The organism is Terriglobia bacterium (assembly GCA_020073085.1).
Lineage (GTDB): Bacteria > Acidobacteriota > Terriglobia > JAIQFV01 > JAIQFV01 > JAIQFV01.
The window spans coordinates 1-15,413 of sequence record JAIQFV010000007.1 but is presented as its reverse complement, the minus strand read 5'-3'; the positions used below and the strand labels follow the sequence as shown (position 1 = coordinate 15,413).

General features: G+C 57.7%; 8 protein-coding genes. 6 read left to right on the top strand and 2 right to left on the bottom strand.

Going from position 1 to position 15,413, the window contains the following annotated elements; translation table 11 throughout:
* Positions 1-112: 112 nt before the first annotated feature.
* The 3 genes from LAO21_08710 to LAO21_08700 all read left to right on the top strand — a co-directional run bounded on the left by LAO21_08710 (position 113) and on the right by LAO21_08700 (position 4,282).
* Positions 113-775 (top strand): isoprenylcysteine carboxylmethyltransferase family protein, encoded by a 663-nt coding sequence (locus LAO21_08710; GenBank protein MBZ5552785.1) that lies wholly within the window; start codon positions 113-115, stop codon positions 773-775.
* 122 nt (positions 776-897) lie between these two features.
* On the top strand, positions 898-1,218 hold the full coding sequence (locus tag LAO21_08705) for a hypothetical protein (GenBank protein MBZ5552784.1): 321 nt from the start codon (positions 898-900) through the stop codon (positions 1,216-1,218).
* A 223-nt stretch (positions 1,219-1,441) separates the two neighbouring features.
* Positions 1,442-4,282: a TonB-dependent receptor gene (locus LAO21_08700; protein MBZ5552783.1), complete on the top strand. Its 2,841-nt coding sequence runs from the start codon at positions 1,442-1,444 to the stop codon at positions 4,280-4,282.
* A 278-nt stretch (positions 4,283-4,560) separates the two neighbouring features.
* On the opposite strand, the gene LAO21_08695 is transcribed toward LAO21_08700, so the two are convergent.
* Positions 4,561-7,188 (bottom strand): serine/threonine-protein kinase, encoded by a 2,628-nt coding sequence (locus tag LAO21_08695; protein MBZ5552782.1) that lies wholly within the window; start codon positions 7,186-7,188, stop codon positions 4,561-4,563.
* 932 nt (positions 7,189-8,120) lie between these two features.
* Between LAO21_08695 and LAO21_08690 the strand changes: the two genes are divergently transcribed.
* The 3 genes from LAO21_08690 to LAO21_08680 all read left to right on the top strand — a co-directional run bounded on the left by LAO21_08690 (position 8,121) and on the right by LAO21_08680 (position 11,615).
* Positions 8,121-10,613 (top strand): ABC transporter permease, encoded by a 2,493-nt coding sequence (locus tag LAO21_08690; GenBank protein ID MBZ5552781.1) that lies wholly within the window; start codon positions 8,121-8,123, stop codon positions 10,611-10,613.
* A 274-nt stretch (positions 10,614-10,887) separates the two neighbouring features.
* Positions 10,888-11,193: a type II toxin-antitoxin system Phd/YefM family antitoxin gene (locus tag LAO21_08685; protein ID MBZ5552780.1), complete on the top strand. Its 306-nt coding sequence runs from the start codon at positions 10,888-10,890 to the stop codon at positions 11,191-11,193.
* Complete coding sequence (locus tag LAO21_08680; protein ID MBZ5552779.1) at positions 11,190-11,615, top strand: putative toxin-antitoxin system toxin component, PIN family; 426 nt, start codon at positions 11,190-11,192, stop codon at positions 11,613-11,615. Before LAO21_08685 ends, LAO21_08680 begins: the two co-directional genes overlap by 4 nt.
* 1,005 nt (positions 11,616-12,620) lie before the next feature.
* On the opposite strand, the gene LAO21_08675 is transcribed toward LAO21_08680, so the two are convergent.
* Positions 12,621-15,125 (bottom strand): ABC transporter permease, encoded by a 2,505-nt coding sequence (locus LAO21_08675; protein ID MBZ5552778.1) that lies wholly within the window; start codon positions 15,123-15,125, stop codon positions 12,621-12,623.
* Positions 15,126-15,413: the final 288 nt, after the last annotated feature.

Sequence of the window (15,413 nt, the reverse complement as noted above, 5' to 3'; positions counted from 1 at the left end):
GATCAATGCTTCATCCAATTCCTTCTTGCGCGAATGACCCCCTTAAGCCTGTTCGCACAGACTTGACCCACGAGCAGGGGAATCGACCCGTCGCAACGTACCGAGGAGGATTATGACAAAATCGACGAAGGGGCTGGTGAGGATGGTAGCGGTTGGAATTGCCGCGGCGCTCCTTGTTCGGCGCTTCCCGGCGACGTTTCGCCTCCCTCTGGAATTTTCAGTGGGGATGCGTCTCTCCTTGGCCCTTTGGCTTCTCTTCACGATCTACTGGAGCATTGCCGCCAGGGACAGCGCGCCCGCAAAGACGTCGGAATCGGTGTGGTCGCGCCGGCTTCATCTGATTGTGGTCAACGGAGCGGTGTTGTTGCTCGTGCTCCCTGTTCCGGGACTGACGCGGCGCATTCTGCCTGCCAGTCACTTCCTGGTCGCCGCCGGCCTGCTCATCCAAATCGCTTTCTTGCTCCTTATTGTCTGGGCGCGCCGGCACCTGGGGAGCAACTGGAGCGGTGAGGTCAGGATCGCGACAGGGCACCAGTTGGTGCGGTCGGGTCCCTACCGAATCCTCCGTCATCCTATTTACACGGCGGTGCTTGGCATGTATTGCGGAACCGCGCTCGTCTCCGCGCAGATTCACGCCCCATTGGCGCTGGTGTTGGTAACGTTGGCGTACTGGCGCAAAATCCGCCTTGAGGAGCAGGCCTTGGGCGAAGCATTTGGGGCTGATTATGATGCTTACCGGCGGGACACCTGGGCGCTGGTGCCCTTGCTGTTTTAGAGGCATCGCGCCTGCACGGCTGGCGGGCGCCTCTATGAAGAGGGGCGGCGTTGTCCTACAGGCGTTCCCTGGCAGTGACCTGTGGCTTGACTGGGGGAACGCTCAGAACTATGATTCGGTCGATGCGGTCAAGAATTTCACGAATAACGGCTACCATCGCTCTGATGGTCTGTATCGTCTGTCCCGTGATCGAATTGTTCGATTATTGGGATCACACGCTTCAGACGGGTAACGACACTGAGTACACGTTCGTGGTGCTTGCCTTGTGTGTGGGTTTTGCCTTCTCAATGCCCGGTGTCTACGTCCGAGCGGCCCGCTACTGGTCCGCAGTCGCGTCTCGGCTACTTCCAGTCGTGAGCAGTTTTTCCGAACGGCTTCAAGTCACCCCTTTCTCAACGCCTGCTGTGTCTCCGGGTCCCCAGGTTGTAGTGCTGCGTATTTGATCCTCCCTTCGGCGGTCCTTCAGCTTCCTTTTCATGCTCCATTGACCCGGTGTCTCCCGATCGGCGTAAAGATTTGTCGCAAACCTCACGCTCGATGAAGTTCGCCGGGACTGTGCTCTTATTTCCGGAGAGGTGGACTGATATGTTTCTGCAAGGGAATTCGCTTCATGCACGAACGGGTTTTATTGTCTTGACGGCATTGTTTCTAATTTTTGTGAGGGGTATGGATACAAGTGCTCAAGTGTCAAAAGTAGGGGCGACGGTTGAGGGTACCGTCCGCGACAGTAGCGGAGGCGCGATATCCAATGCCAAGGTGGCGCTGCGAAACACGGAAACAAATCAGATGCGCACGGTTGCGACCGATGATCGGGGGGCCTTCCATGCGGGAGAACTCCCCGCGGGGACTTATGAAGTGCGCATCGAGTATCCGGCCTTTGCACCTTATCGGCTGGCGGGCGTGGGATTGCCTCTCGGCGCGACCGTTCACCTGAATATTGTCCTAGTTCTCGCGTCCGCGTCTTCCGAGGTCACAGTAAACGCGCAACCGTCCTCCATTGATCCTTCCCAGACCTCGGTTGTTTCGTCGGTGGACAAAGAAAGAATCGAAGAGTTGCCGGTGCGAACTCGCAACTACCTGGATTTCGTCTTGCTGGCGCCCGGTGTCTCGGGCTCGCCTCCGGCATCGGGCGCCAGTGGAGGCACACCCCTCGCGGGGAGCGGCTTCACGTTTGGCGGCCTGCGGACCCGGAGCAACAATGTCTCGATCGATGGCCTGGACAACAACGATGAGTACACGGGTTCGAGCCGCATTGAGCTTTCGCCGGAAATCGTGCAGGAGTTTCAGGTCGTCAACAATGGTCTTTCCGCGGAATCGGGCGGAGCCTCGGGGGGTTCGATCAACGTGATCACGCGGTCCGGGACGAACACGATTCACGGGGACGCATTTATTTTTGCGCAGGATAGCGCGTTGAACGCACGGGATCCCTTCGAGACGACCCCGGGCAGGCCGGCGTTCCGACGTTACCGCACCGGGTTTGCACTCGGCGGACCGGTCGTCAAAAACCGCACCTTCTACTACGCCGCCATCGAGCAGGAACATAACCGCGGCCAAAGCAGCACGGACATCAGCCCGGACCTCGCGTTGGCAATCAACGCACTCCTTGCCACCGGGGCATTTTCCCGGCTCAGTACCCGGCCGATCGCGACAAACTTCTTTCCAATTGCCCGCGCCGAGACTGAAGCCGCCGGCAGACTCGATCACCAGCTCAAGGAAAACACATCGCTCATGCTGCGTTATGCCTTCACGAATAATAAAGAGTCAAGCGATGCATTCAACACCGCGGGCCTTGTGGATGCGAGCGGGCGTGGCAGCAGCTTTACCAGCGATCAGTCGCTTTCCGGCTCGCTTACCTCGGTGTACGGTTCGGAAGCGGTGGGTGACCTGCGGTTCCAGGTTTCAACACGGCGTGCCGCGCTGCGTACGAATGATTCCTTAGGCCCGGAGATTGTCATCGCTGGGCTGGGCGACTTTGGCCGTCCGTATGGCGGCACAAGCGCGCGCCACGAAAATCACTACCAGGCGGGATACACCTATGCGCGCACCTGCGGTAAGCACCTCTTCAAAGCAGGCGGGACGGCGAGTCGGGTCGACCTGGATGCGTCGGTAGGAGACGGCTTTGGGGGCGTTTATCTTTTTGGGGATCTCAGCGATTTTCTGAACGGCCAACCGGACCAGTTTCGTCAGGCTTTTGGAAGTACCAATGTTAATTTCCCGGTGGCGACCTTCGGCGCCTTCGTGCAGGATCACTGGTCGCTGACATCACAGGTCACGCTGGATCTGGGCGTGCGCTTTGATTTCGAGCATCTCCCCTCGGGGTTCAATCAGGACACAGGTAACGTGAGTCCTCGGATTGGCCTGGCTTGGAGCCCTTCTCCGAAGTGGGTTATTCGGGCAGGGTGGGGGATCTTCTTCGATCGGTACGTTCTGGCGAATCTGGTTCGGGGTGTTGAAAAGGACGGCACGCACGCGTTTGAGCAGGTTGCCGATGGTCCCCAGGCAGCAAGTCTGTTCGCGGCGGCAGGGGGAGGGCCGCTCTTGGCTCCTGCATCGGGTATTGCACCTTCAATCTTCCGCCCCGATCCGAATCTCGCCACTCCCTACAGCCTACAAGCCAGTGCCGGAGCGGAGTATCAATTGGCCCGCCACCTAACACTCCGCGCCGACTACCTTATGGTGCGCGGGGTCCATCTGTCTCGCACACGAAACATCAATCTTCTGTCACCAGTCGCCCTGACGCCTGCCAACGCCGCCCGCCTCGGTATCCTTGATCCTACGCCACAACAGGTGGGGAGGGAAGTTTTCGGTCCGGGCCGCGTCGACCCGCGTTTTGACGGGATCTACCAGATCGAAGATTCGGCCAGTTCGACCTACCAGGGCGTCTCGTTTTCGTTCAATCGGAGAATGTCTGACGAGTTGGAGTTCTCAGCGGCGTACACGTTGTCGAAGACGATTGACGATGCGTCAGATTTCGAAGAGCAACCTGAAAATCCTTTCAATCTCCGGGCGGAACGGGCGCTTTCTAATCTGGACCAGCACCAGCGCTTTGTCTTCAACGCCCTCTGGGACCTGCCTATCGGCGAGGACAAGGAAGAGGGGAGCATGCAGGGGGCCCATCACGACTGGGCCTCACGAATTTTCAGTCACATTGAAGTGGCCGCGATTGTCACTTTAGGGACCGGCCGGCCGGTCGACCCGCTCACCGGGCTCGACTCCAATCGCAGTCACGCATTCCCGCTCTCCACGAGACCGCTCGGGCAGGGAAGAAACTCGCTCCGGACACCGGGACTCGCCACGACGGATTTTCGTGTGCTGAAGTACTTTCCATTTGGCAAGTCCGCCCGCCTCGATCTGGTTGCGGAGGCGTTCAATCTGTTCAATCACCCCAATGTTTTGAAGATCGACCCGGTCTTCGGATCGAACCAGGCTCCTCTGGCAGGCTTGGGCCAGCCGATTGAAGGTGCCGGCGCCCGGCGGGTCCAGTTTTCCCTGGATTTTGAGTTTTGAGACCATGGACAGCCACCCATCTTGGGCGAAGGGGGCGAAGGGGACTGACACCTTTTTTTGAAATCAATTGGAAGGAGTCATAAATGCAGGTGTCTGTCCCCGCTTGATCGGACGAAGGGCGGACGAAGGGGACTGACACCTTTTTTGAAATCAATTGGAGGCCGTCATAAACGCAGGTGTCTGTCCCCGCTTGATCGGACGAAGGGGACTGACACCTTTTTTGAAATCAATTGGGGGGAGTCGTAAAAGCAGGTGTCTGTCCCCGCTTGATCCAGTGGCTAATTCTTCGCAGCCGCCGTGAGTTCGGTGCTGAATTCCCTGGCCTTCTCGGGTTGTTTGAGCGCGCCGTATTCTTCGGCCAAATCCTCCCGAGCCATGCGCAGCCATTTGGCGGGGGAGCTCGACTGCTTCATCAAAATCTCGTAACCGGCCCGACTCTCTCCTTCCGCCTCCGAATAGCGATGTTCCAGCACGAGCACATGCCCCAACCTGACCCGGCCAATGCCGACGTTCAAGTGGTCCGGCGAAAGCGATTGGCTGTAAATGCCGAGGGCCTCACGGAAAAGCGCTTCCGCCTTCGGGTATTGTTTCCGCTCCACGTACACTCCGGCCAGGTTCGCCACAGCGATGCCGATGTAGTAGTGCTTGCCTCCGTACACGGAACGATAAATCTCGGCCGCGCGTTTGAAGTCGGCTTCCGCCTCATCGAGGTTTCCCAGTTGCTTCGCGGCATTGCCGAGCTCGTTGAGCGCGGAGGCGACCCGCGGATGGATCTTCCCATAAACATGCTCCTGGACCGCAAGCGCCTGCTCGAGGATGGCGGCGGCGTCCCCGTCGCGACCTTGCGCCACGAGGGCCCGGCCCAGCAGAGTCAGCGTCGAGGCGGTCTCGGGATGATCTTCTCCGTAAAACGAACGGACAATATCGAGCGCCTGGCGGTCGTATTGCTCAGCCTCCTTGTAGTGGCCCAGGTCAAATTGGATGGCTCCGAGATTGATCAGGTCGTCGGCCACGTGGGGATGCCGTTCGCCGTAAAGCTGACGGTCCATGGCCATCACGCGGCGGTTCAGGGATTCGGAGGTCTGGTAATGACCCGCGTAGAAATGGGAGTTGGCCAGCTCCGTAAGCGTTTCCGCCAGATCAGAAGGGGCATTGCCCTCCTGGGACTGCATCCGAACGGCTTGTTCCAGCACCTCAATGGCCTGTGGGTAGCGGCCCCGGTCTTCCAGGACTCTCCCTAGAGTGGCCGTGGCCCTTCCTACGGCGGCATGATTCGGAGGGAGTTTACGCCGGTCGATATCGAGTCCTTGACGGACAAGGCGCTCCGCCTCGTCGAACTTTCCCTGCGAATCGCGAAGCAGGCCGAGCTCAATCAGGCTCTCGGCGGCTTCCAGGCTGTCGGCGCCGAACAGGGATTTTCGCTGCTCCAGGGCGCGCCGCAGCAGGGAGTCCGCCCGGTCGAGTTTGCCCAACTTCTGGTAGATGCTGCCAAGGTTCTCGAAAAGCTCGGCCTGCACCTTGGGATCGGTGTTCAGGGTCTCTGCCTCTTGCACGCCCCGGTCGACCAGGGTGGTCACCCGCAAGGAATCGGCAGGCCCGGCCGCTTCATCACCGCCCTCGAACAGGTTCATCATGAAGTGCTGGATGCGCTCGACGCGGGCGGCCTCGGCCAACGCGATATTGCGGGCTCTTGCGAGGCGGAGGGTAAAGAAAACTACCAGCCCCGTAACGATCAAGAAAACCAGGGCGGCCGCGGAGACAGCGCGCCGGTTGCGCCGGACGAACTTACCCACCCGGTAGGGCAGGCTATCGGGCTGCGCTTCCAAGGGCTCGCCCTTCAGGTAATGGTCAATGTCGCGCATGAGCGCTTCGACCGAACGATAGCGACGCGCCGGATCCTTGTGCATTGCCGTCAGGCACAGCACATCAAGATCAGCCCAGGCGGTTCGGCTGAGTGCCGATCTGAACTGGCTCTCGACGGTGGACGGTTTCCCCGCTTCCTGCTCCGTCACGACCTCGACGGCCTCAAGTGGCGTGAGACGGGAGAACTCAAAAGGCAGCCGGTCGGTCAGCAACTGATAAAGAATCACCCCCAGGGAGTAGACATCGGTGTGCGCCCCGACGCTCTCGCCGCGCATCTGTTCGGGCGCCGCATAGGCCGGCGTCATGAGCTGCACCACGGTGCGCGTGTGGTCCACCGGGGTGTCCAGGCTTTCGAGCTGCTTCGCGATTCCAAAATCGAGCAGACGGACGCTGCCATCCTCCTTTACGAAGATGTTCGAGGGCTTCAGATCGCGGTGAATGACGGCGTGCCCGTGGGCATACTGCACCGCCTCGCAGACCTGGCGGAACAACTGCAACCGGCGCTCGATGGAGCAGTTCTGCTTCTGGCAATAATCGGTGAGCGGCAGCCCGTCAACGTACTCCATAACAAACCAGGGCGTGCCATCGGCCAGCGTATCGGCGTCGTAGAGGCGCGCGATCGACGGATGATTGAGTTGCGCCAGCATTCGCTGCTCGCTGGCGAAACGCTCGCGGCGCGCCGGTGAAAGCCAGGCATCCCGCAGAATCTTGATCGCGACCTGGTTCCCGAGGTCCTTGCGTTCAGCAAGGTACACCACGCCCATCCCGCCTTCCCCGAGTACTTCTTTAATAAGGTAGGGTCCGAATTCTCTGGTGCTTGGCAGCGGATCTGCGCCCGTGAGCATCTGGTGCGCCACGTGAGCCATGTCGAGGTCGAGGAGCGAGCCGCTCCGGTGGTCGGCTTCCAGCATCGCCAGGACTTCTGAGATCAACGCGTCATCGCCGGCACAGGATGACTTCAGAAAGGCTTCCTGCTCCGACTCCGGAAGCTCGGCGGCTTTGTGAAATAACGTTTGGATTCGTTGCCAGCGAGGGGCATCCATGGTGTCTCCCGGTTCCGCGCGTTGCGAAAGAAGTTGAGACGGCCAGTCCGGCTTTATCTTGTCTGACAGAGCGCCCGTGCCGGCCCGGCTTCGTTGACCGGCACCGTTTCACGGTTTTTCCTGCGAGTTTTCGCAATCCAAGGCGGAGGGCTGACGCCTGGAAAGCCGTTCTTGGCGAACGCTGTGGAAGCTACCCTGTTGTTCATGGGAAGGGCGAATCCTAGCACCGCCAAAGGGCCCCAAGCAACATTTTTATTGAGCGGGGTGGCGCGCACTTCGATTATCTTCATTCTGAAATCTTACTCGCTCAAATCTTCAGAGCACCCCGATTCATCGGGGTGTTCGCGGCTCCTCCTCTGCCGTTCTTTGAACCGATTTATTGGTTTCCTATGGTTGGATCGAGTCGCCCATAGGATGGCTGCCTTTCCATTGCACTGGGCCGCTCTCAGGAAACCGTTGGAAACGGTTCCCTTTTGTTCTGCCGGACTCGTTGTCACCCCGATGAATCGGGGTGCTGTGACGAATAGGGTGTGCCACCCATCGGAATCAAACGCGCGGGTGCGCCGATAGATGCTGCAGGTGATGTAGTGAAGATTACTCTCTTCATAAAAGCGGCGGAGTTTGGACATGATGATCATTACGCGGGGGAAGGGTTTCAGAAAAAGGGAGTAAAAACATAGCAGGGGCTGGGGGGTTGCATCTCATCCGCCTGGGCGGACAAAGAACGCATGTATGCGCCACCCGGCCAGAGCGCAAAATCTCAATTGGAGATCGGAAAGACCAGACCCTCATCGGTGGATTTGCCTTTTCCCCAGTGGTGCTTTGGGTTGGGTATACAATATACGATGGAGCCTTGACCTTGGGGCACGGCGTCGCTCGGTTGGCCGGCAACCATTGTAAGCCTATGACAACGAGGCAAGAGTGAACCGATCATGTCAGGTTTGAACTGGCTCGAACAAGTGACCCAAGACATGCGCTACGCCCTCCGCGGACTGGCGAAGGATCGCGGGTTGGCTGCTATCGCCATTATCACACTGGCGCTCGGAATTGGTGCAAACACGGCAATATTCAGTTTTCTGGACGTGCTCATTTTGCAGCCTTTGCCGCTTCCCCAGTCCGATCGCCTCGTCTCGTTGTTTTACCGATCCCCACGTAATTCCTCCGTGTTCGACGCAATGTCCTTTCCGGACTACCTCTTTTATAAGGAACGTAACCGAACCTTTTCAGGCCTGGCCGCATACAGCGGGGTGGATGCCAATTTCCGTTTCGGCAACCAGATGGTTAGAGTTTCCGGGGAAATGGTCAGCGCCAATTATTTTTCCGTGTTGGGAGCCAGGCTCGTCGCAGGACGAACGTTCCTTGCCGAGGAGGATGCCGTTCCCGGGCGGAACCCCGTCGTGGTGCTTGCTCACCAAGCATGGCAGCAATACTTCGCTACGAATCGCGGCGCTCTGGGTCAACAGGTGGTCATCAATGGCGTGAGCTTTACTATTATCGGGATTGCAGGGCCGGAATTCACGGGGTTACGGCTGGATCGCGATGCCAAGCCTGACTTCTGGGTTCCTGTGATGATGTACCCCGTCCTTGCGACGTATGCCGCAGGCAAGGATCTCCAGCACTACCAAGGCAACACGTGGATCTCGGTGACCGGGCGATTGAAGCCCGGGGTGAATTTCGCCGAAGCCGAGTCTGAGTTTGTGAATCTCACCTCACAGCTTAAACAAACAGAGTGGGTGAATGTCTGGAAGAATTGGCCGAATGGTCCAAACGACCGGGCGGCAATGCTCGTGTCCGCGAACGAGGGGCGTCTCAGAACCGATTCCCGAGAGGAGGCTCTTGCGTTCCTCATGATGCTCATGGCGATCGCTGTCTTGGTGCTCCTCATTGCCTGTTCAAATGTAGCGAGCCTTATGCTGGCCCGAGGGGTCAAAAGGCAAAGCGAATTCGGGGTCCGCCTGGCGCTGGGTGCGAGTAAAGGGCGTCTGTTTCAGCAACTTCTCACCGAGAGCTTGATGATAACATTACCGGCCGCTGCTGCAGGGTTGGTGATGGCCCTCCTCGCCACACACTTTCTCTCGAGCTTTCATCGACCGTTCAACATGCCCCTGTTGCTTCAAACGAGCTTGAATGTTCGTGTTCTTTCCATCTCCCTGGTGCTCGCCTGTTTGACAGGCGTCTTGTTTGGTGTCATCCCGGTTCGACAAAGCTTTCGGACGAATCTCGTCTCCACTCTCAAGGGCGAATCGAGTTCTCTGTCGGGAGGATTTCGGCTCGGAATGCAACAGATTTTTATAGTGGCCCAGGTGGCTTTATCCGTCGTCCTCTTGATTGGAGCGGGTCTGTTTGTACGCACATTGCTCAACGCTCAATCGGCGGACGTCACGCTGGACCCGGGGAAGGTTTTTCTACTGAAATTGAACCTCCCCACCCAGAAGTATGACCAGGCGCGCGGAATGCGGTTCTATTCGAACCTCCTGAATTCCGTCCGCACACTCCCGGGAGTAAACAGCACGGCTTTTGTGTGGATGGTTCCGATGGGCGGCCGGCGGGGAGGTACCGATGTGGCCATTCACCCTGGCGATGAACCCCGACAGACGGACTTCAACATAGTCTCCGAAGAATACTTCAAGACCATTGGAATTCCCCTGCTGCGCGGGAGGGTTTTCAGCCACGACGACCGAGCAGGTGCGCCCGCCGTGTCAGTCATAAATGAAGAGATGGCACGGCAATTCTGGCCCGGAATGGATCCTGTGGGACAGAAGTTCCGGCTAACGCGCGACAACCAGATGGCGGAAATCATCGGAGTGGTCCGGGATGGTAAATTTCGGAATTACCGGGCTCCCCTGAATCCTTGCTTCTACGTCCCCTTATCACAAATGTACCGCAGCGACGTAAGCCTGGAGGCACGTACGGTCGGAAATCCCTTGACGCTGGCGGCCCCAATCCGCCGAGAAATCCAAGCGCTTGACATGGACCTGCCCGTCACCGACGCATGGACGCTGAAATCCTTCCGAGATGAGGGGCTCGGTCAGGAACGGCTTTCCGCCCTCCTGCTGGTTGGGGCGGGGATCATCGCCGTGGTGCTCGTGGCAATCGGTTTGTACAGTGTGCTTGCCTTCGCGGTGGAACGGAGAACACACGAGATTGGGATCCGGATGGCTCTCGGAGCCCGACGTGCCAATGTCGTGGGACTGGTTGTGCGACAGGGCGCGGCGCTCACGCGCATAGGCGCGACGCTCGGATGGTTGGTCGCGAGCCTTCTGAGTCGCTTCGTCTCGAAACTCCTTTACGGAGTGCAGCCGAGTGACCCCGTGACCCTCCTGGTCGTTGGGACATCTCTCGCCGGTGTAGCGCTGCTCGCACTTTATCTTCCCGCACGTCGCGCAACGAAGATCGATCCGATGCAGGCGCTGAGATACGAGTAAGGTCGCAAGTCTCGGACGGTGCGACGTCCCGTCGCACTTGGCGACATGAAAAAGCAAAGACTCGGGTCAGGTGCAATCAATTGATTCTGCTGCAACACCCCCTGTTTTTTGAAGACAGAATTTTGGGTCAGACCTCTCCAGTCTCCATTCGCAAATGGAAATTGGAAAGGTCGGACCCCACGAATTTTTTGACATTTCTTGCGCGTAACTATAGAATATAAATGAACTAATTAATTAGTTCAATGGAGGATTTACCATTAAAAGCACTGCAGCGATGACAAATATCATTTCAGCACTCACCGCCCGGACCCAACTCGGGCAGATCATCAAGCGGGCCAGCCAAAAAGACGAACGCTTTGTCGTTGGCCGTCGGGGGGAACCCAAGGTGATCATCATGGGCATCCGGGATTACATTAAGGCTCTGGCCCCAGCCCCTCAGTGGCTGAAGGCCATCCGGGCTGAGGCCAAGCGCCAAGGTCTCAATCAGCTGACTGCTCGGGAGATCAGCCGGGAGATCAAAGCCGTCCGGAAGCAAGGGCGTGCGCAGGCAAAGCAGACCAGTAAAGCCGCCGCCAAATGATCGCGGTCGTGCTGGACACCAACATTGTGGTCTCGGCCTTCCTCAACGAGGGCGGTCTGGAGGCGGCGGTGTTGGATTTGGCGCTAAATAGGCGGCTGTCGCTGATCCTTTCTGAGCCGATTTTGGACGAGTACGCCCAGGTTCTGCACCGTCGCAAGCTGGGTTTTGATCCCAAACACATAGATCATGCCCTCACCCAAATCCGCCATATTGCCCGATTGGTTACGCCGACAAGAATAGTTTCCGCCTCGAAAGATGATCCAGACAATCGGTTCCTTGAGTGTGCTGAGGCTGGTTCAGCCAACTTCCTGGTTACAGGCAACACCCGACATTTTCCCAAGGAATGGAAGGCGACTAGGGTGGTGACTGCCCGGCAGTTGATTGAGGGCATCGTGCTCAACCTGAGGCGGGGGAAAACATAGAGAACACATGATGAACAGCGATACAAGCGCCATTCGGGTCTTTCCAATCTCCATTTCAGCGATGCGATATATTTGGAGTAGGTCACCTTCTCTGGCACCATCCGTCGGTTCGAAGATAAAATGAGGCAGACCAGCAATTGGCCGAGATCTTCCAGAACGCCAGGTCTCATTTGGAGATTGGAATGACGTGACCCCAAATTTCCTGGAGCTATAAACTGGGGTCGCATCTCCATAATCCATTTTTGGGCGGAGTGGCGCATGTATGCACGCCGAGACGACGTTAAGAGCGTCCAAAGCGATCGCTTCGGATTCGTTGTGGCAGATGGAAGGCACGGTGTCTGAGGCGGGACCTCGCGGGATCATGAGCCGGCCTTACCAGGGTGGGTTATAGTTCGCAGGCATCGCAAAGCCCGAGATGCCTGCGGCACCCCGATTTACGTTACTCCAACAAAAAAGCCCAGCTCCGGATGGGGGAGACTGAGCTCTTGAATTTGGTTGCGGGGGCCAGATTTAAACTGGCGACCTTCGGGTTATGAGCCGGATGAAATACTAGCCCGTCTTTGCTTCTCAACGACTTACGTATATGTTGATCGACTTATTTCACGGGTGTTCCTCGATAGTTTGTTCCCAATTTGTTCTCGATTTGTTCCCAGTTGGTTGGGGTGACCCCCTAAGCTGGCACAAAAGATTTGGGCCCATGACTCGGGTTGCTTCTGGATTGCCCGTCATCCGCTCCGATTGGAATTTGGCGCCCGGCGCGTATCACCCATCCTAATGGTGAGCGTTATATCCAGACCGCTTTGCGGCAACTCCAGCATTCGTAGAGTATCGAGTAGACGACCAATTCTGCGGCCACATACGCTTTTCAAGTAGCAAACGCCTATGCTAAAGTTTCGCGGTTGACTAGCATCGACGCCGCATCTTCCGATGTTGAGAGCCTCTAGCCTTTCGTAAACGGACACTTTCTTCTCCTTGGCAGTCGGTTACGTTTCCAGCCTCGCAGTTTTAGCTTTCATGTAAGGCATTCATCGGGTCCACTTTCGTCGCGCGCCGGGCTGGGAGGTAGCTAGCCAGCACGGCCACTGCAAGTAAAAGCAGAGGCACGATCAGAAACACAGCCGGATCATGCGGGCGAACGCCGTAGAGCAAACTTGCCATCATCGAGGCGGTAGAAGCGGAAAATATCATGCCGGCCACAATTCCGAGGCCAGCCAGGACTACACCTTTTCCCATGACAAGTCGCAAGATATCCGCTCGCTGGGCACCCAACGCCAATCGGAGACCAATCTCGCGTGATCTTTGGCCAACCATATAGGCCAGCAAGCCGTAAATTCCGATCGAGGCCAGCAAGAGCGCCCCCCCCGCAAATCCCGCCACCAAATTCGCCGAAAATCTGCGCGATGCCAGCGATGCATCCAGTACTTCATCCATCGAGGTGACGTTGAACACCGGCAGCCCCGGATCTACGCTCTGAATCGCGCCGCGAATTTGCGCCTCCAGCGTGCTCGTTGGCAACGAAGTTCGCAGCGCCAAGCTCAACGTCCGCCCGACAAATTGATTCAGCGGAACATAGAGGTGCGGCACGCCATCGACATCAAGCCCGTCGTGCTTGACATCTTTCACCACGCCCACCACGGTGCTCCACGGATTCACAGGATTCTGCCCGAAACGCAACCGGATACGCAGGCGCCGGCCCACCGGATCATGATCCGGCCACCAGTAGCGTCTTGCCGTCGCCTCATCGATGATTACCACGGGCAATTTGCCGTTCTCGTCGGCTTCGCTGAAAAAGCGGCCTTCCACCAGCGGTGTTTGTATCACCCGAAAATAATCCGGGCTGATGCGGATAATTTCGGCGCTCAAATCTCCCGAGGATTCCGTGGGCCGGTCTTCGATGGCCAGCGAATTGTGATTCGTGGCGCCGTAGGCCGCCGAATCGCTGTTAATTGTGTCGGCGGCCGGCAAATTGGACGTAATCGCCGCCAACTCCACGCCGGGAATCGCGTTCGCGCGCCGCAGCAGTTCGCGATTAAACGGAATCTGCTGCGCGAAGGTGAGATATGGATCGAGCTGCGGATTATTTGGGTGCGGCAGATAGATATTCGCCGTGACCACTTGCGATGGATTGAAGCCCGGATTCTGCCGCAACAAATCGCGCAGTGTTTCCAATAAGAGCCCCGCGCCGACCATCAGCACTACCGCAAAAGCCAGCTGCGACACCATCAGCGCATCGCGCATGCGCCCGGCCTTCGCACTGTAGCCCGAGCCGCGCGAGCCCTCGCGCATCGTGCTCGCAAGTCCCGCCTTCGAGGAATGAATCGCGGGAGCCAGGCCAAACAGTAGCCCGGTCGCGACCGAAATCAGTAACGCAAATCCCAGCACCCGCCAATCAATGTTTACTTCGCCCAGCCGCGGAAGATTCGCAGGCACAAATCGCAAGACGATTTTCAGCGTAATCGCCGCCGTCGTGAGCCCTGCGATTCCCCCGATGAAAGCCAGCAACAGCGATTCGGTGAGCATCTGCCGAATCATTCTGCCCCCGCTCGCTCCCATCGCCGAGCGCACTGCCATCTCTTGCTGTCGTCCAGAGGCGCGCGCCAGAAGCAGGCTGCCAATGTTTAGAGACACGACGAAAACGATTAAGATTACGGCAGCCATCAACACGACCAGCATCGGCCGAACCTTACCCACCAACGATTGCTGCAACGGCACAATCTCAATCGTCCATTTGGCTTGCGGAGGGTAATCATTCGCAAATTCGCGACGCAAATTAGCAGTCAGGGCATCAAGCCGCGCCTGAGCTTGCGCTAGGGTGAGGCCCGGTTTGAGACGACCGATTGCCCCTGGTAGTATGCGCAGGCCACGCGCCGGCGCTGGGTACGGATCGCCACTGAATCCGCAGGTAATCCACACCTCCACGGCTGGAATGGTCGGTCCGGGGTGGCGAAATCCGGGAGAAAGTACACCTACAATGGTGTATAGATCGTTATCGAGGCGGAGGCTGCGGCCGAGGACGCCAGGATCAGCCCCATAAGATCGGCGCCACAAGGCATCGCTGATCACGACCACGGGCGCGAAACCGAGCGCGAAGTCCTGGTGACCAAATAAGCGTCCTAGTTCGGGAGTGGCGCCGAGCATGGAAAAATAGTTGGGAGAAACCTCGACCATTTCCAAATGTTCGGGCTGTTCGGCACCGGTCAGGTTTGTGGGGCCCGAAACGATGACACTCACATCTTCGAACACATCCGTCTGCGTTCTAAGATCGTCGAATTCCGGAACGGAAAACCGAACGCCCCGCAATCCTACCCCTGGGTTGTTAAAGTAGATCCTTACGAGACGGTCGGGGTCGGGGAACGGAAGAGAACGGAGCAGCACGGCGTTCACGATGCTGAAAATGGCCGTGTTGGCTCCCACGCCCAGAGCCAGCGTCAGGACAGCCACGATCGTGAATGTGGGCTTCTCGACCAGCATGCGCAAACCATAGCGAATATCTTGAAATAAAGTCTCCATGAAGACGCTCCTCTCGGTTCGAAATCACAGAATCACAGAAAGGCGAATTTCCCGACGTGGACTTGGGACGAATCAGTTGGGGTCATTTCCGTCTGTCCCAGATTTCACTGATTTCAGTCCGATTTCACTTTTCTTCAGCGGTCCGGCGCAATCACCAGGCATAAGCTCGCCTTGTTCTCTGGAGCGCTGTTGGCTGTCAGCTGTGACTATGGATAGATCGTCCAGGCAACGGACAAGATCTTCCACTGCCCATCAATTTTGCACACCTGCCAGACTTCGAGGCCTGAA